Below are 17,955 nucleotides of genomic sequence, written 5' to 3'. Positions count from 1 at the left end.
ATAAATTTCTCAACCATGATTATTTTATGAAACATTTGTTGGATAAAGTTAAAATATTGATTGGAAAACCCTACGAAGATTTTGAATTTCTGCTGCAATGCCTGTCGGAAGTTTTAGTTGAAAACAACGAACCCGGTCTGGCCCGTCAAATTCCATGGATCTCCTCCCAGCCACCACGTTTTGATAAAGAAAACACTGAAAAATTATTGCACCTATATTCATTGAGTTTCCAGCTGCTGAACCTGGCAGAAGTGAACGGGGCGGTACAAAACCGCAGGACCAAACAGCAACAAAACGGCCTTTCGGGGGTAAGCGGGCTTTGGGGAAATGTGCTTGCCGATTTAAAAAGTAAAAACATTGACGAAAATACCATCGCCCGGGAATTGAAAAAGGTTGTTGCAGAACCGGTTTTAACTGCCCATCCCACTGAGGCCAAACGCCCCGTGGTTTTAGCCCTTTACCGCCAACTGTACCTGTTGATTGTTAAGCGCGAAAACTCCATGTACACCAGCTACGAACACGAAGAGATAAAACACGACATCAAACAAATATTGCATAAACTCTGGTTTATCGGGGAAATTTTTATTGAAAAACCCGCGGTGGAGTCGGAACTGGAAAACGTATTGCACTATTTCTATAAAGTTTTCCCCGAAATGCTTCACTATTTCGACTTTAAACTACGGCAGGCCTGGGAGGAAACCGGGTTTAACCGCGATCTGGTTGCCGATACCGGTAATTACCCCGTCATTGCTTTTGGAAACTGGGTGGGTGGCGACCGCGACGGACATCCGCTGGTTACAGCTGAAGTTACGGCAAACACGCTGAAAACGTTCAGGGTACATGCATTTTTGCTGCTCAACAAACTATTGGACGAACTTGCTGACAAACTCAGCATTTACTGCAACAGCAGCTGCCTCACAACTTCCTTCCAAAAACGCATGGAGATGCTGCAAAATGAACTGCAGTTTCAAAAACAGCCCGCTAAAAACGAGCCATTCAAAACATTCATTCAGCTTGTAAAACAAAAACTTCCTATTGTTGAAAATTCGAGTGGGGGAATTGAGCTTCACGAAACCACTACCTCCTATAAAAGCTCAGTTAAACTGGCCGAAGATTTGCTTTTACTCAAAGACACCCTGATAAATTACGGCGCTGAAACCATTGCTGTTAACGACGTACAGAAAGTTTTGCGCCACCTGAAAATTTTTGGGTTTCATTTGGCACATTTAGACATCAGGCAGAACAGTAAATTTTATGAAGATGCCCTGCGGGATATTATGAAGGTAAGCCAACCCCAAAAATACAAAGCAACTGCACAAAACCCCGAAGCATGGAAAACATTCATCCTGGAAGAACTTGGGAATAACCGTCCGTTTATCAGCAAAATAGATTTTCTGAAATCGGAAAAATCAAAACAAGTTGTCCGGACTTTCCAGGTAATCGAAAACCACATCAGCCACTATTCGGAAAGAGCCCTGGGCTCGCTGATTGTAAGCATGACCCGCGATGTTACCGATCTGTTTACCGTTTTTCTGTTTGTGCGGGAAGCCGGTTTATCGCATTACACATCGGGTGGTTTGGCGTGCCCGTTGCCGGTGGTGCCACTGTTTGAAACCATTGATGATTTAATTAAAAGCCCCGAAATACTGGATGCATTTTTAAGTCACCAGGCAACCAAAAACAGCCTGAATTACATTAAAGAGCAGAAAGGCTGGAAAAAACCGGTACAGGATGTAATGATTGGTTACAGCGACAGCAACAAAGACGGCGGGATTCTGGCCAGCACGTGGCATTTGTACAACGCCCAGATTAAACTCACCGAAATAGCGAAAAAACACGGTGTGAAACTTCGCTTTTTTCACGGGAAAGGAGGTACCATCAGCCGTGGAGCCGGGCCAACCCACTGGTTTATAAAATCGCTTCCGGCATCAACTTTAAACGGATTAATAAGGGTCACCGAACAAGGCGAAACCATAGAACGTAAATACGCCAACAAAGTAAATGCGGCCTATAATCTTGAATTGCTGGTTGCCGGGCTGGCTCACCAAACGGTGCTAAGCAATCAGATTGAACCGGAAAATGACCAGGTTAGAAATAAGGTATTCAGCTATATGGCAAATGAGAGCTACAAAGTTTTCAGGCAGCTTACCGACCACCCTTCGTTTATTGAATTTTACGACCAGGCCACTCCTATCGATGCCATTGAATCGAGCAAAATTGGCTCGCGCCCGGCACGCCGCACAGGAAAAAGGACACTGGCCGATTTGCGTGCCATCCCGTGGGTTTTCAGCTGGACACAGTCGCGCATGCACATTTCGAGCTGGTACGGTGTGGGATCCACACTTCAAAAAATGAAAATGGAAGAACCTGAAAAATACAGCGACCTGAGAAAACTGGTTAAAACCGATAATTTTGTGCGTTATGTTTTAACCAACATTGATACCAGCCTTGCTGCCACCGACGAAAAAATTATAAAACTCTACAGCGACCTGGTTGTAAGCGAAAAAGTAAAAAATGAAATTCTTACCATGTTGTTAAGCGAACTCGCGTTAACCCGCGAAATGATGCTCGCCCTGCTGGGCAGTTCCATACGTGAAAGGCGCAAAAACCACTATTATTCAACCAACTTAAGGGCCGATGCCCTGATGCCGCTGCATAAAGAACAAATTCGACTTTTGAAACAGTGGCGAAAAGCGCAACATTCTGACAAGGAAAACGCAGACGGGTTACTGCACAGCTTGCTGCGCAGTGTGAATGCCATTGCCAATGCCATGGGAACCACCGGGTAAAATTTTCAGTTCCTGCTGTTCTCGCGGTATCTGCCGGGCGTTACTCCCACCTTATCTTTAAAAATGCGGATAAATGAACTTAGCGATCCAAAGCCTGCCGCCTCCGATACATGATTTAATGAAAAAAGATGAGATGGATTTTGCGTCAGCAAAGTTTTCGCTTCCTCAACCCGGTAGCTGTTTACAAAATCGCTGAATGTGGAATTAAACTGATTGTTTATCAATTTTGAAATGTACGTCCTGTTGGTTTTCAGCCGATTGCAAACATGAGTGATTTTCAGGTTCGGATCGCGATAAATTTTTTCATTTTCAAATAACTGAACCACCTCTTTTTTTAGCTGTTCTGAGTTTGAGAAACTTAATCCGTGAGCAGGAACTTTCTGCTCGTCTTCAGCCAGCTCGGCCACTGAATAATTCTGTATATACCCCTGAAAACCAATAAAAAAAAGCAACAAACTAAAAATTAAAGATGGCACCAGCAGCCACCCCGTAAATTCGATAAAAACGGAACGCCCGATAACATTAAAAATGAAACTCATTAACGAGGTGGCTACAAAAGAATAAAGCAAATATTTTACCCATACAATAGTTTTATCCTCAAGATTGGAATAAAAATTGGCCACCTTTTTGTTGTACTGAATGACCAGTTTGCGACCGAAAACCAGGCTGTAAATAACTGTGGCTGCAAAAACAATCCGCCCGATAATAAAAATAATCCCCTGGGTTTGGGCAAGCGAAGAAAGTTCTGAAACCGGTTTTCTGTTCAGTAAAAAATGTTGGAGGTACTCCATCGTTTCTGCCTCACTCATTAACACATAAACGAATAATGTGGCTACCGAAACTACAAAAGCAGGCAAAAGTAACAGCAGGTTCCGGTAATTTATGGCGGGCTCAACTGTTAACAGCCTGATGTACCAGTAATACATTGGATAAACAGCAAGCGATGCAAACGTGTACACCGGATCCATTATCAAATACGCATCAAATTCCTGTTTGAAAAATAAGGTGTGCGACAGGTACAGTAAAAAGGCCACAACCATGAAAAGCCCCAGAAAATGTTTAGCCCGGTTTTTCTTAACAGGCGAAAGCAAAAAAACTACCGCCCAAAAGGCTGTAGCATACATTGGAGTGTACACAACCAGATCGTACCACATTATTTAGCCAGTTAGTATTTAGACAAAATATAATTAAGCCTGCAATTTACCTTTTAAGCATCAAATTTACAATATGGGAATAATTATTGAATCCTCCGTAAATATATTTACCACATGGATGATTCAGATAATCAAAATTTCTACTTTCCGCTGTTGAAGCACTGGTTCAGGTACGCCGGAGCAGCCTTGTTATTAATTGCCGGCCTGGCAGGGTACCTCTATTTTGCGGGAGGCAAACCCGATTTTTTTACCACGAAGGTCTTTGCTTTTCTGACATCATACATGGAAACACGCACTTTTGTTGTGGCACAAACCAATTTGCTCGATGAAACAGCAGCCGTTTTTCTAACTCTGGGTTTAATTTTTATTGGCTTTTCATCCGAGAGAAACGAGAAACCCGAACTAAATACGCTTAGGATAAAAGCACTTATTTATGCTGTATTTATTTCTTCCGGAATTTGGATTGCCTGTTTTCTTTTCATTTACGGCTGGCCGGTATTTCTCTTTGCCACATCGGTATTCCCATTATTTCTGCTTGCCTTTATCGTTGGATTCAGAATATTGATTTTCAAATTCCATAAAACAAAAAATAACCATTCATTTAAAACTGACTAATCATGAAAAATTACATTTTACCTTTTGCTGCAACTTTAATTTTAGCCGTGCTGGCATTTCCATCGTGCAGTTTAATTGATGGAGACGACAAACCCTTAGGCGGTGAACCATCACCCATGGGAGAAGTGAACACCAGTTACGGGATAACCGCTTTACCAAATGGCGTTACCGATGCCGACGCAGTGGTTACTGCCCGCAATGGCGAAGTATCAACAATTACCTATTCTGCAACCATCACCAACCCGGCAGTTTTGGAAATGATTTCGGCCATGCCAGATGTTACCGTGAGTGGCAACCGCGCAAGTGTAAGCCGCGACTACAGAATTACCACCAAGGGATTTCAAAGTGTTTACGAAGAAGGCAATCTAACTATTATGGACTACGATGCCAAAGAGGGCGACACCTACTCGTTGAAACACAACGGTAAAAAATTGGAAAGAAAAGTTTCGAAGGTTTCGAAAGAAGATGTTTACGAGTGGGGCTTTTTTCTTATTAAAACTATTCACGTACAGGAAACCGGCAGAGGGATTCCCGGCGTTTCCAAAATTGAATTCATTGGCATCCACAAATGGGGAATGGTTGGGTTAAAAGTTTACTTTGAAGACGGCACCGACCAAACTTTTGGTATTATCAGTTCGGCAAATAATTAACCTAAAACCGAATTACCATGGCTAAAACAAAAAAATCAGGCAGGAGGCAAACCCTACTTACCTGCCTACTTCTGACGTTCTGGGGTTTTATTCCATCCTCTGCACAAAACTGGGTTCCGGTAGGTGCCGAAGGTTTTTCAGAAGGTGAAACATTCAGCCAGTCCATCGCTTTTATAGGAGAGACTCCTTATGTTGCTTATATGGACCGTACACATGACGACAAAGCAACCGTAATGAAATTTAACGAAGAGGAGTGGGAAGTGGTAGGCAGTGCGGGATTTACCCCAGGAAAGGCCAACAGCCTGTGTTTTGCAATCTCAGGAAACACACCTTATGTGGCATTTTGCGATGTAGCAAATGGGCGCAAAGCATCGGTGATGAAATTCGACGGAACCGACTGGGTTTTCGTTGGAGGGCCCGGTATTACCGAAAATATAGCTGATGAGGTGAGCCTGGCAATTGAAAACGGCACCCTTTGGCTGGCCTTTCAGGATGCGGTGCAAAACAGCAAAATTACAGTCATAAAAAACGGAGGTGAAGGTTGGGCAACAGTTGGTACTCCCGGTTTCTCCACCGGTTTCATGACAAATGTAATCGACATTGCGGTGGAAAACGGAACTCCCTACGTGTCGTACAGAGATTACGGTGCAAACTACCGCGCCAGCGTGATGAAATACAACAGCGCAAGCTCGGCCTGGGAAGTACTTGGACAGCAGGGTTTTTCTGCGAGCACCCACGACGCCTACCAATGCCTGGCTGTGTATAACAACACTCCGTATTTGGCTACCAGGGGCACCGACGCAAAAGCCACACTTTACAAATTCGATGGATCCGGCTGGGTGCCGCTCGGAACAGACGGACTTTCAAAAGGAACTGCCTTTTATCCCACGGTGAAGTTCGCCCCAAACGGAGTTCCGCACATAGCTTTCAGCGACGACGGAGAAGGAGAAAAAGCCACATTGATGAAATACACCGAAACTGGCTGGGAACAGGTGGGTGAGGTTGCATCAAAATCAGGAGCAGATTATACCAGCCTTGCTTTTTCGGCAAGTGGTGTGCCTCATCTTGCTTTTCGCGATCATTGGAAGCTAAGACGGACAACCGTGGTGAAGTATGCAAATACCACCTCAGTTAAAGCAGCCAACACAAATGAAATGACGTTCCGGGTTTATCCCAATCCGAATACCGGAACATTTACAATTGAATTACCCCAAAAAGCAATCCATGGTTCCCGGGTTGAAATAACTGATTTGAATGGCAAAACTATTTTCAGCAAAAAAATGAATACGAGCACAATACAAACTATAGATCTGCCACCAAACGTGAAAGGATTTTACCTGGTAAAACTTAGCGGAAATGGTACCGTTTCAAATCAATCAATAATAATTAACTGACAGATAATTGCCAATCATTCAAATCAACGACATTCTCCAAAACCACATTAAAAAAGAGGCTGAAACAATGATAGAACCAGCCTCTTCCTTTTTTTATTTTAGCACAACTTTCGAATCACACTTCAAATGCATCCACTTCGCGGTATGCTTTTATCAGTTTCTTTTCTCCTTCAATCCCCGGCTCGGAGTTGCCGTGCTCCATGCCTACCACGCCGCTAAATCCTTTGTTGTAGATGTGTTTAAATATATTTTTGTAATTGATTTCGCCGGTCGTGGGTTCATTTCTTCCCGGATTATCGCCTAACTGAAAATAGGCAATTTCATCCCATGTCAGATCGATATTGTGAATCAGGTGTCCTTCGGTTTTTTGAAGGTGGTAAATATCGTACAGAATTTTACAGGCCGGGCTGTTTACGGCTTTGCAAATCATGTAAGTTTGGTCAGAAGTTTGCAAAAACAGATCGGGCGAATCGGAAAGCGGTTCGAGCACCATGGTAAGGCCGTGCGGCTCGAGAATTTCAGCCCCTCTACGCAGCGCTTCAATTACGTTGGCAGTTTGTACACCAATGGGCAGCCATCTTTCAAAAGCCCCCGGAACCACGGTCATCCATTTGGCATTCACGCGTTTTGCAACCTCAACCGACTGGCGGCATCCTTCCAGAAAAATATCGACATGTTCTTTTTTGCCCGCAGCCAGGGTATTGGCCATGTTTCCGCCCTTGGGTACCACAAAAACACCCATTGTCATTCCCAGTTTTTCGAGTGTTTCGCCAATTTTTTCCTGGGTTGCCACATCTCGTCCTGTCATACCGTTATCTTCGAAAGCTGTAAATCCCTGGTCGGCCATAAATTTTAGCTGGTCAATCAGGTCGTCGCCGGCACTGTGCCTGAACATTCCGAAATGCGGGGCATAATTTAATTTGAACGCATTGTCGTTGGAAATAACTGATTCAGATGCAGAAGCTCCCATTACACTACCCAGGCCTGACAATGCGATACTGCTTGCCGCCGTGTTCTTTAAAAAATTTCGTCTTTTCATGATTATATCGGTTTATGAATGAATATTCTGTACTCGTAAAAATAAAGAATTATCGACGAATTACTTCCCATTAATTTCAACTTCTTCAAAATATTACACGGCGGGGAGACCGGGTTTATGGATTATTGGAATTACCCCGTCTCTTTTATAACCCAAACAGGCTGACTCAAAATTTTGAATCAGCCTGTTTGGATTGCTCTCTTAACTTCGTTTTATACCTCAAAGGAATCTACCTCCCGGTAAGCCTGAATTAAGGCCATTTCGCCTTCTTTGCCGCCTTTGCTTTTTCCATGTTCGCAGCAGAGTGTTCCCTGGTAACCTTTATCGTAAATATGTTTGAATATATTTTTGTAGTTGATTTCACCGGTGGTGGGTTCGTTCCTTCCCGGATTGTCGCCAATGTGGAATGCTCCGATATAATCCCAGCACAAATCCATATTCCTTATCAGGTTTCCTTCGGTGATTTGCTGGTGGTATAAGTCATCCACAATTTTACAGCTCGGATGATTCACGGCTACGCAAATCATTTTTGACTGCGGCATTGATGTTAAAAACAACCCAGGGTGATCCACCTGGCGGTTGAGAGGTTCCATCACAAGTTCCAGCCCGGTTTTGCCGGCAATGTCGCAACAAAGGCGCATATTTTCAATCACATTTATGGTTTGGTAATCCAAGTCCATTCTTTCGTCGTACAACCCGGGAGTGATCAAACCGGTTTTTGCGCCGGTTCTCTTCTGAACTTCAAGTGCTTCGGTTGTCTTTTGCTTAAGCATCTCCTTAACTTCCGTATCGTTGGTAACCATATATTTTTTACCGTGGTCGGCATACACAATAAAAGGTCCCAAATCCATTCCCAGCCGGGCCAGTTCGTTTCCTATTTTTTCCTGAACCGCGGCTTCTCTCCAGGCAAGTCCGTTGTCGAAAACAGCTGTAAATCCCTGGTCGGCAATAAATTTGATGTTGTCAATAGGATCAGATCCGGCACTTTCACGAAACGTTCCCAAACCGGGAGCATATTTCAGTTTAAATTTAGCCGAGTTTGATGAAACAGTTTCGGAACCATAAGCTCCGGTTGCAGTTGCAAGTCCTGTTAACGCCATTCCGCTAACAGCAGTGTTTTTAATAAAATTTCTTCTCTTCATTATTTTGTCGGTTTATGTTGATTTGAAAAAAAAGCGCTTAAAAGTAATCATTTGTGGCCCAAAAAAACATTTAATTTCCTGAATACATGACTGATTTTTAGGAAACACTACCTAAAAGTAAAAACTGCTTTTTTCTATTTAATTGCTCTTACCTGCTGACTTTCAGGAAACGAAACAGTATCGGGCAATAGTAAATAATACCGGAAAATTTTTAACTGTTTCAAAATCTGAAAAGTCTGCATTCTGAAAATTGCTTCATTTCAAAAGAGTTGTTAATTTTAGGGTCTGATTTTGCCAAATCAACTAAAACAAAATAGATATGAATAGAAAACTTCGTATGGGAATGGTCGGTGGTGGAACCGACGCGTTTATTGGAGCCGTTCACCGGCTGGCAGCATTTATGGATAACCAGATTGAACTGGTTTGCGGCTGTTTCAGTGTGAATCCCGAAATTTCAAAAGAATCAGGCAAGCTGTATTACCTTCCTGAAAACCGGGTATATGAAACCTACCAGGAAATGTTTGAAAAAGAGGCACAGCTACCCGAGGGCGAACGGATGGATTTTGTAACGATTGTAACACCCAACTTCGTTCACTTCGGCCCGGCCATGATGGCACTCGAAAACGGGTTTCATGTTGTTATTGACAAACCGATTACCTTTACACTCGATGAAGCATTGAAGCTGAACGAGAAACTGGAAGAAACCGGTTTGACACTCGCTTTAACCCACACTTATTCCGGCTATCCGGCAGTGAAACATGCCCGCAAAATGGTTGCCGACGGAAATTTCGGTAAAATCCGAAAAATTTATGCGGAATACCCGCAGGGCTGGCTATCGGGGGCAGCTGAAAACGAAGGAAATGCCCAGGCCTCGTGGCGTACCGATCCGAAAAAATCGGGAAAAGCAGGTTGTATGGGCGATATTGGAACGCATGCCCACCAGTTGGCTGAATACATTTCGGGACTGCGCGTTACTGAACTTTGCGCCGACCTGAATACCTATGTTCCCAACCGCCGGCTCGATGATGATGGGGCAGCATTGCTCCGTTTTGAGCAAGATGCCACCGGAATTCTACTGGCAACCCAAGTTGCTGCCGGCGAAGAAAATGCCATCAAAATCAGAGTTTACGGTGAAAAAGGCGGCCTGGAATGGTTCCAGCATGAACCCAATTCGCTTATTGTAAAATGGACCGACCAGCCAACTCAAATCTTACGCGTGGGTGCCACGATGGACAGCGAAGTAGCTGCTCATAATTCGCGCACGCCCGGTGGACATCCGGAAGGCTATCTCGAGGCATTTGCAAATATTTACCGCAATTTTGCTCTGACAATAATGGCCAAAAAAGAAGGCAAACAACCAACTGCCGAAATGCTCGACTTCCCGGGAATTCAGGATGGAATACGCGGAATGCAGTTCATCGACACAGTGGTAAAGGCCGGATACGACGATGAAGTAAAATGGGTGAAATTCGGAGAGTAAAAGAAGCCCCCTCTAACTCCCCCAAAGGGGGAGAATAAACGGGTTTATAAATAAATCCGTAAAAAATTTGTATGAACTACAGCCGCTCCTACCCCCCTCTCCGTTGGAGAGGGTTTGGGGAGAGGCTCTTAAAAATATAAATCATGGCAAGACCAGTAACACTATTCACCGGACAATGGGCCGACTTACCCATTGAAACCATGTGCCAAAAAGCAAAAGAGTTTGGCTACGATGGCCTCGAGCTTTGCACCTGGGGCGACCACATGGAAATTGACAAAGCCGACCAGGCCTATTGCGACGAACGCAAAGCACTGCTGAAAAAATACGATTTGGATTTATATACCATTTCCACACACCTTGTGGGGCAATGTGTTTCGGATGCTATCATCGACGAGCGCCACAAAGGAATTCTTCCCGATTATATTTGGGGTGATGGCGACCCGGAAGGCGTGCGTCAGCGGGCAGCAGAAGAAGTGATAAAAACAGCCAAAGTGGCCAAAATGCTGGGCCTCAACACCGTGGCCGGATTTACCGGGAGCCCGATATGGCACATGCTGTACTCGTTTCCGCCAATACCTGCCGGCCGCATTGAGAAAGGCTACGAAGAATTCGCCAAACGCTGGATTCCTATTCTGGATGAATTCCAGAAAATAGGCGTGAAATTTGCATTGGAAGCGCACCCGTCCGAAATTGCATTCGATATTCACTCTGCTCACCTGACTTTGCAGGCGCTGGATAACCACCCGGCCTTCGGATTTAACTACGACCCGAGCCACTTTGGTTATCAGCATGTTGACTATGTGCGTTTTATTTATGAATTTTCCGACCGGATTTTCCATGTTCACATGAAAGATTCCTACTGGAGCGATGTACCAAAAGGCATCGGCGTTTTTGGCGGACATGCTGAATTTGGTGATAACCGCCGCTACTGGAATTTCCGTAGTTTAGGCCACGGAAGTGTGAATTTTGAAAATATCATCCGCGCATTGAACGACATTGGCTACAACGGACCGCTTTCAGTAGAATGGGAAGACAGCGGTATGAACCGCGATGCCGGAGCAACTGAAGCCGCCGAATTTGTGAAAAAAGTTGACTTTACACCTTCGGACGTGGCTTTTGATGATGCAATGCAAAAAAATAAATAAGAAGAAGAAGAAAGACCGAAGCCGGAAGTCAGAAAGATAACCAACAGACCTCCGGCTACCAACATTTAACCTAATAATTAAAAAATGACAGACAGAAGAAGTTTTATTAAAAAATCGGCACTGGCAACTGCCGGGGTGGGGGTAGCGGCATCAATGCCGTTAGCTTCATGCGTTGGAGCAAACGAAAAACTGGTTTGTGGCTTAATTGGTGCCAAAGGAATGGGATTTTCTGACTTGCAGGCTTTCCTGGGCCAGCCCAATACCGAATGCGCCGCCATTGCCGACGTGGATGAAAATGTTCTGAATCAGCGCATTGCAGACACTGAAAAAATCCAGGGTAAGAAACCCAAAGGTTTTAAAGATTTCAGAAAGTTGCTGGAAGAACCCGGAATTGATGTGATCATAATCGGAACGCCTGACCACTGGCACACCATCCCGTTTGTTAATGCGGCCCAGGAAGGGAAATACATTTACTGCGAAAAACCACTTGCCAACTCCATTGAAGAATTAAATATTATGGAACGGGCAGCCAGCCGCTACGGAAATGTAGTTCAGGTGGGCCAATGGCAGCGCAGCGATAAACACTGGCAGGATGCCGTGGAATTTGTCCACTCTGGCAAACTCGGAAAAATACGGACAGTACGCACTTGGTCGTACCAGGGCTGGATGAAGTCGATTCCTGTAAAACCCGATGGCCCCGTGCCCGATGGAGTGGATTATGATTTCTGGCTCGGGCCGGCCCAAAAACGTCCGTTCAATCCCAACCGGTTTCATTTTAATTTCAGGTGGTTTTGGGATTATGCCGGCGGAATGATGACTGACTGGGGCGTTCACATCATCGATTACGGATTATTTGGCATGAAAGCCAAAGCGCCGAAATCAGTTATGGCAATGGGCGGCAAATTTGCTTACCCCGAAGATGCTGCCGAAACACCCGATACGCTTCAGGCACTTTATGAATTCGACGGTTATACCATGTTGTGGGATCACGGAATTGGTATTGACGGTGGCTATTACGGCCGTTCGCATGGTGTAGGCTTTGTGGGCAACAACGGAACGCTCGTTGTTGACCGTGGTGGTTGGGAAGTAATTCCTGAAGGTGGGAATAACCCTGCAATGGAGCGGGTGGAATTGATTAAAGGTGATGGCCAGGGGCTGAATAATCACATGAAAAATTTCATCGAATGCATAAAAGACACAAGCAAAACACCAAATGCGAACGTAGCCATTGCAGCCAACACCGCAAGGGTTTGTCACCTCGGAAATATTGCATTAAAAACCGGCCGGCGATTATACTGGGATGCCGACAACAGTAAATTTATTGATGATAACAACGCCAACGAATACCTGACTCCTGACTACCGCGCTCCATGGGAGCTGCCAAAAGTTTAAATAGAATTATTATCATATTAAAAATCTGGTAACGAAAGTTACTGGATTTTTTTATTTTCGTATTTCTCGAAATTTTCAATATAATCTAAAATTTGATATAAAGATTTTCCAAATTCATTTTGTACTTGAAAATCCCAAAACCGGAGGACTTTCCAACCTTCTTTGATTAATAAGTTGTTATTTTGTTTGTCCCGCTGAATATTACGCTCAATCTTTGGGATCCAAAAATCCCTGTTTGATTTTATTTTTTCCTTCCCAATTAATAATCTGAGATAAAAAATAATATGAATGCCTGCATATATACCTAAAAAGTAAATCTCCCGCTGATTACGCAGATTTTCGCAGAAATTTTATAAAAAATCAGCGTTTATTTGCGGAATCTGCGGGAATACAATATAATACTTGATACATACGGATAACCATTAAAAATAAAACAGATTTTCTATAAATTATTTAATGAAATGCCAATTTTTATAATGAAATAATTAATTTAGAGTATTCGCAATTCTTACTAATATATAAAATGGTTAAAAAATTACCAACCAGAAATGAATTAATGGACCCCACAATAGAAGCTATAAGACAATTAGGAGGTTCTGCAAATACTGATGAAATCTACGAAAAAATAGTAGAAAATTTGAATTTGAGTGATTCACTTCTAGAAATAATCAATGGAAAAACTGGTCAATCCGATCTCAAATATAATTTAGCTTGGGTGCGAACAATGCTTAAAAACCAGGGTGTTATTTCAAATGTTGGAAAAGGTATTTGGGTATTAAAAAGTATCAATTCCAACTACAATAAAAAATCAAATATTTCTAAAATTAAAGAAACAGAAGAAGAGGTTGAAGATTCAGAAAAATGGAAAAGAAATGCACTAAAGATTATTACTGAAAAAATGTCACCAAGCGCATTTGAAAGGTTAATCCAAAGGGTTTTAAGAGAAACAGGATTTATTCAAGTTGAAATAAAAGGAAAATCAGGCGATGGAGGAATTGATGGTATTGGAATAGCAAAAATAAACGGAATATTAAGCTTCCATATTATTTTTCAATGCAAGCGCATCAAAGGAAAAGTTCCGTGTAGTGAAATAAGAGATTTTCGTGGTGCTATGGTTGGTAGAACCGACAAGGGTTTGTTTATTACAACTGGTACGTTTACTCGTGATGCAATAAGAGAGGCAAATAGAGATGGAGCACCTTCTATTGATTTAATTGATGGAGAAAAACTTGTTGAAAAACTGAAAGAATTAAAATTAGGCATCAAGACGGAATTGAAAGAACAGATCGATATTGACGAGAAATGGTTTAAAAATTTCTGAATAATTGTAATATGAGAGATAAATTATTCATTTAGATTAGATAACATTTTTATAATTTATATGATGGACAGTCAAAATTTGCGTAACATTTCAAATGTTCTAAAAGCTTCAATAATTTCATCAATTAAAAATAAAATGGAAAAAAAAAGAATAAAAGTTGATGGAAGAAAACTTTTTGTCATACAAACTACTTCAGAAAAATTGGTTAAAAGTAGTTATATTAAAGCTTTAACTTCAGAATCAATAATTTTAAGAAATAATGTTCATATTGAGTATGAACATATTAATAATATCTACAAATTGTTGGAAATACTAGAATTCATTGAACAATATGAAAAAAATGAAATTAATAGTTCATTTATCATCGAATGGAGTACTTTTGATCTTGAGGTATATGCTTCAGAAATTGAAGAAAAAATGAATAATTCCAAACTTCTATATGATAGAAATAGATTTCCCTTTGCATTAAAAATGATGGAAAAACGTTATGATTGCAATAATGGAATAACATGGATTGATATTGAAAATCATCTAAATGAGTTTTGCAGAATTAATTGAACTTTATTCTAAGAACTATTTTATTGAATTAGGCATTTAAGCAATAATTTGTTTATACGTCACAGATGGCGATTTGACCATGCTCCCCAACAGATTGTCAAAAATCCCTTCTTTCATAAAGCTGCGTTTAAACCGGTAGCAGTATTCATCAATGTATGCCTGCAAATGTTCTAACTGATGGTGCATTCCCCATAAGCCAGCTTCGTCCTAAATTTTAAGTCTGCAACTGCTCCATTGCCCTTATTTAATTTTTCTTTTAATACTGTCACCATGTCCCAGCGAAAATTCTCAATTTTTTTTCAACCGAGTCAAAAACATTATATTTAACAACCTGTATTAATAAATTTCATTTAGGTATTTTTTTAATACATTGGCTTAAAATCAATTATGGTTAAGTTGCAAGTTTGAAATTTGAAATATGTTGTTCTACTCAGCATTCCAGGAAAGCTACATTTGGCTGCCATTTATTGGCTTAATTGTTGGCGTTTTGGCCACCATGATTGGCAGTGGCGGAGGGTTATTCTTTCCGCTTATTCTCATTCTCCTTTTCCAGGTACCGGCCCATATTGCCGTTGCTACTTCGCTGGCAGCCAGCCTGCCTTTGGGAATTGCGGGATCAATCGGGCACTACCGGAAAAAAAATATTCATTTCCAGCTTGCTCTCCTTTTCGGAATTGCGGGGATTATTGGAGCTGTTTCGGGTACGCTTATCACCCGGCTTCTCAACCCTGAACAATTAAAAATAGCTTTTGGGATATACTCCATATTGCTTGCGATAATTATTTTTCTGAACAGCCGGAGAAAGAAAAAAGCTGATACTTCACCAGAAATATCAAAAAAGCTAAACCGAATAAAAATTTCAAAAGGTTCGGTTTTTGGATTTGCCGGGGGAATTATCAGCGGAACCTTTGGAACAAGTGGCGCAGCGCCTGTTCTGGCTGGGTTAATCGCATTGCATACGCCAATAAAACTTGTCATTGGAACTTCCCTTTTTGTAGTACTTGTAAACACTTTTTCAGCTTTTGCCGGACATTTTCTGGTTGGCGAGATTGATTTAACTTTGGTGCTTTTCCTAACAATGGGAACAATTGCAGGTGCCTTAACCGGGCCGCATTTATTAAGCAAAATTAATCTGGAGAAATATGAAACCGGAATTAAAAAAATATTTATTATAATTATTCTAATTTCGGGTATAGTGCTAATTTTTAAATAACTGCATGATTTTAACTATTTACATCATTATACTTTCATTCTTTGCACTGGGTGGCATTGCATTTTATATTATAAACCAAAAAAAAGATAAAAAAACTGCACGGGCCAGCTGGTTAAAATTTGGTGTGTACTTTATAATAATTAACGTCCTGTTTCTGTGCATTGCTTTTGCCCCCCAAGTGTTCAGGTATATTGTTCTGGTTATCATCTTAGTTGGTGCGGGAGAATTATTGTACCTTTTTAAACAGTCAAATTTCAGAAATATCACTTTTTTCGGTATCTCACTCATCATTTTTCTAATTTTCAGTGCAGGGTTCTATTTTTTCAGTCAGTTAGACTACAAGCTTATACTTTTCACTTTTCTGATTCTTTCCATATTCGATGCATTCAGCCAAATAAGCGGCCAGCTATTTGGGAAAAATAAGGTATTGCCACGGATAAGTCCCGGGAAAACCGTGGAAGGTGTTTTGGGAGGTGCAGTTATTGCAATAATTACTTCGTTTTTATTTCACAACCTCACCGGAAAGCAAACTTTAAATTCACTACTTCTTGTAATCGCCATAATCTTCTTTGCATTAACCGGCGACGCGCTGGCTTCGCTGTATAAAAGGAAGTATGGTGTGAAAGATTTCTCGCAATTACTTCCCGGGCACGGGGGATTCCTCGACAGGTTCGACAGCCTGATTGCCGGAGGTGCTGTTGTGGGAGTAATTGAAAATATTAGCACCAAAATTTAAAATTATGAGCGTACAAATTGGTCTGACAATCATATTTTTAATCGGGTTTGCGTTGTTGCTTACCTTCACCGAAATGATTTACCGGAGGCTACAGCTAACCGGGGAAATTACCCGTAAATTTGCTCATTTTACGGCTACCTTGTCCACCATAACTTTTCCCTATCTTTTTGATGATCACTGGTACGTATTGGCACTGGCCATCATATTTTTTATTCTGCTGTTTATCAGCCGCCACCGCACCTATCTGAAATCCATCCACGACATAAAACGAATATCCGTTGGAAGCTACTTGTTGCCAGTGTCCATTTATCTTACATTCCTGGTTTCAGTAAAACTTGAAGATAAATTCCTGTTCATCCTTCCCATCATGATACTTGCCATTTGCGATCCCATTGCCGGCATCCTGGGCATCAACCTGGAACAGTACAATAATAAAATCAAGATATTTAATTATCAGCTGCAAAAAACATGGCTCGGTTCGCTTTCGTTTTTTGTGTCATGCCTGACAATCAGCACCATTGCGCTGTATTTTAACCAAATGAAACTCAACCTCGAAATTTTTGGCATTGCACTGGTTATTTCTTTGGTAAGTACTATTGCCGAATTAATTAGCTGGAAAGGAATTGATAATTTACTCATCCCAATGAGCGTGTTATTGGTCATACTGCTGATGCTATAGTACAGCAAAATTATTATTTTTGAAACGCAAATTAACACTGACTTTTCATGAAGAAACTTTACTTCAAAGGAGAAAACATACTGAATATTCCTAATATTATCAGCTCTTACAGGGTAATTACATTTCCGGTAATTTTAGTACTGGCGCTTTTAGGAAATGTACAATGGTTTGTTATACTTTTATGTATTAACCTGGTAAGCGACATTATCGACGGGTTTATTGCCCGCAGATTTAATATTGTTACCCGGTTTGGTGCCGCAATCGATAACCTGGGCGATATTGGCACCTATATTCTGGCGCTTTACGGCTTGTTTGCTTTTAAGTGGGAACCGGTTAAACCCCACGCCTGGCTGTTATTCCTTTTCCTGGCTGTTTTTGTACTTAGCTATATTGTTGCTCTCATCAGGTTTAAAAAGATACCCGGCCTCCACCTTTACGGAGCAGTAATAACCGGATACCTGCAGGGAGCCTTCTTTTTCGTGCTTTTTGTTTGGGGCTTTAACCTCTGGTTTTATTTCATTGCAATTGGCTGGGGTGCTTTGGCCTATATTGAAAAAATAATTGTGCTGTTAAAAACAGATGACATCAGGCCCGGATTAAAAGGCATCTACTGGATTTTACAGGATGAAAAAAACCATAAATAATTAC

The 17,955-nt window shown here is 41.7% G+C and carries 17 protein-coding genes and 1 pseudogene; 13 read left to right on the top strand and 5 right to left on the bottom strand.

The window, feature by feature from the left end:
- The first annotated feature begins 26 nt into the window (after window positions 1-26).
- Window positions 27-2,789: a phosphoenolpyruvate carboxylase gene (locus BUC07_RS11855; protein WP_073169678.1), complete on the top strand. Its 2,763-nt coding sequence runs from the start codon at window positions 27-29 to the stop codon at window positions 2,787-2,789.
- 5 nt (window positions 2,790-2,794) lie between these two features.
- Here BUC07_RS11855 and BUC07_RS11850 read toward each other — a convergent pair whose 3' ends face one another.
- Window positions 2,795-3,943, bottom strand: a complete 1,149-nt coding sequence (locus BUC07_RS11850) for an AraC family transcriptional regulator (protein ID WP_073169676.1) — start codon at window positions 3,941-3,943, stop codon at window positions 2,795-2,797.
- Between the two features lie 114 nt (window positions 3,944-4,057).
- Between BUC07_RS11850 and BUC07_RS11845 the strand changes: the two genes are divergently transcribed.
- Genes BUC07_RS11845 through BUC07_RS11835 form a run of 3 tightly spaced genes read left to right on the top strand, consistent with a single transcriptional unit; the run spans window position 4,058 to window position 6,602 of the window.
- Complete coding sequence (locus BUC07_RS11845) at window positions 4,058-4,558, top strand: hypothetical protein (RefSeq protein WP_073169674.1); 501 nt, start codon at window positions 4,058-4,060, stop codon at window positions 4,556-4,558.
- 2 nt (window positions 4,559-4,560) lie between these two features.
- A complete protein-coding gene (locus tag BUC07_RS11840; RefSeq protein WP_073169672.1) occupies window positions 4,561-5,208 on the top strand; it encodes a hypothetical protein in 648 nt (215 codons plus the stop codon).
- Between the two features lie 17 nt (window positions 5,209-5,225).
- Window positions 5,226-6,602, top strand: a complete 1,377-nt coding sequence (locus BUC07_RS11835) for a T9SS type A sorting domain-containing protein (RefSeq protein WP_073169670.1) — start codon at window positions 5,226-5,228, stop codon at window positions 6,600-6,602.
- Window positions 6,603-6,717: 115 nt separating this feature from the next.
- Here the strand turns inward: BUC07_RS11835 and BUC07_RS11830 are convergent, their stop codons facing one another.
- Together BUC07_RS11830 and BUC07_RS11825 are read right to left on the bottom strand one after the other, a co-directional pair.
- Window positions 6,718-7,641: a hydroxypyruvate isomerase family protein gene (locus BUC07_RS11830; RefSeq protein ID WP_073169668.1), complete on the bottom strand. Its 924-nt coding sequence runs from the start codon at window positions 7,639-7,641 to the stop codon at window positions 6,718-6,720.
- 212 nt (window positions 7,642-7,853) lie between these two features.
- Window positions 7,854-8,783: a hydroxypyruvate isomerase family protein gene (locus BUC07_RS11825; protein ID WP_073169666.1), complete on the bottom strand. Its 930-nt coding sequence runs from the start codon at window positions 8,781-8,783 to the stop codon at window positions 7,854-7,856.
- A 319-nt stretch (window positions 8,784-9,102) separates the two neighbouring features.
- Here BUC07_RS11825 and BUC07_RS11820 point away from each other — a divergent pair, with 319 nt between their 5' ends.
- From BUC07_RS11820 to BUC07_RS11810, 3 genes are all read left to right on the top strand, one after another.
- Window positions 9,103-10,263: a Gfo/Idh/MocA family protein gene (locus BUC07_RS11820; RefSeq protein ID WP_073169664.1), complete on the top strand. Its 1,161-nt coding sequence runs from the start codon at window positions 9,103-9,105 to the stop codon at window positions 10,261-10,263.
- 143 nt (window positions 10,264-10,406) lie between these two features.
- Entirely contained in the window at window positions 10,407-11,408 is a 1,002-nt protein-coding gene (locus BUC07_RS11815) for a sugar phosphate isomerase/epimerase family protein (RefSeq protein ID WP_073169662.1), read from the top strand.
- Window positions 11,409-11,492: 84 nt separating this feature from the next.
- A complete protein-coding gene (locus tag BUC07_RS11810; RefSeq protein ID WP_073169660.1) occupies window positions 11,493-12,800 on the top strand; it encodes a Gfo/Idh/MocA family protein in 1,308 nt (435 codons plus the stop codon).
- 38 nt (window positions 12,801-12,838) lie between these two features.
- Here BUC07_RS11810 and BUC07_RS21335 read toward each other — a convergent pair whose 3' ends face one another.
- Window positions 12,839-13,000, bottom strand: coding sequence for a DUF559 domain-containing protein (locus BUC07_RS21335; RefSeq protein WP_262509497.1), 162 nt, complete (start codon window positions 12,998-13,000; stop codon window positions 12,839-12,841).
- A gap of 323 nt (window positions 13,001-13,323) precedes the next feature.
- Here BUC07_RS21335 and BUC07_RS11805 point away from each other — a divergent pair, with 323 nt between their 5' ends.
- Window positions 13,324-14,121 carry a restriction endonuclease gene (locus tag BUC07_RS11805; protein ID WP_073169658.1) on the top strand — a complete coding sequence of 266 codons (798 nt, stop codon included), beginning with the start codon at window positions 13,324-13,326 and terminating at the stop codon, window positions 14,119-14,121.
- A 135-nt stretch (window positions 14,122-14,256) separates the two neighbouring features.
- A complete protein-coding gene (locus BUC07_RS11800; RefSeq protein ID WP_139279556.1) occupies window positions 14,257-14,679 on the top strand; it encodes a hypothetical protein in 423 nt (140 codons plus the stop codon).
- Window positions 14,680-14,715: 36 nt separating this feature from the next.
- Here BUC07_RS11800 and BUC07_RS20665 read toward each other — a convergent pair.
- Window positions 14,716-14,874, bottom strand: a pseudogene (locus tag BUC07_RS20665) (IS1595-like element ISBaba1 family transposase); the annotation flags it as partial.
- Between the two features lie 223 nt (window positions 14,875-15,097).
- Between BUC07_RS20665 and BUC07_RS11795 the strand changes: the two are divergent.
- Genes BUC07_RS11795 through BUC07_RS11780 form a run of 4 tightly spaced genes read left to right on the top strand, consistent with a single transcriptional unit; the run spans window position 15,098 to window position 17,951 of the window.
- On the top strand, window positions 15,098-15,892 hold the full coding sequence (locus BUC07_RS11795) for a sulfite exporter TauE/SafE family protein (RefSeq protein WP_073169654.1): 795 nt from the start codon (window positions 15,098-15,100) through the stop codon (window positions 15,890-15,892).
- Window positions 15,893-15,896: 4 nt separating this feature from the next.
- A complete protein-coding gene (locus BUC07_RS11790; protein WP_073169651.1) occupies window positions 15,897-16,628 on the top strand; it encodes a phosphatidate cytidylyltransferase in 732 nt (243 codons plus the stop codon).
- Between the two features lie 4 nt (window positions 16,629-16,632).
- Complete coding sequence (locus BUC07_RS11785; RefSeq protein ID WP_073169649.1) at window positions 16,633-17,307, top strand: phosphatidate cytidylyltransferase; 675 nt, start codon at window positions 16,633-16,635, stop codon at window positions 17,305-17,307.
- Between the two features lie 47 nt (window positions 17,308-17,354).
- Complete coding sequence (locus BUC07_RS11780) at window positions 17,355-17,951, top strand: CDP-alcohol phosphatidyltransferase family protein (RefSeq protein WP_073169646.1); 597 nt, start codon at window positions 17,355-17,357, stop codon at window positions 17,949-17,951.
- The last annotated feature ends 4 nt before the right edge of the window (window positions 17,952-17,955 follow it).

The organism is Tangfeifania diversioriginum, from assembly GCF_900141875.1.
GTDB classification, from domain to species: Bacteria; Bacteroidota; Bacteroidia; order Bacteroidales; family Prolixibacteraceae; genus Tangfeifania; species Tangfeifania diversioriginum.
This window is presented reverse-complemented; position numbering and strand designations above follow the sequence as displayed.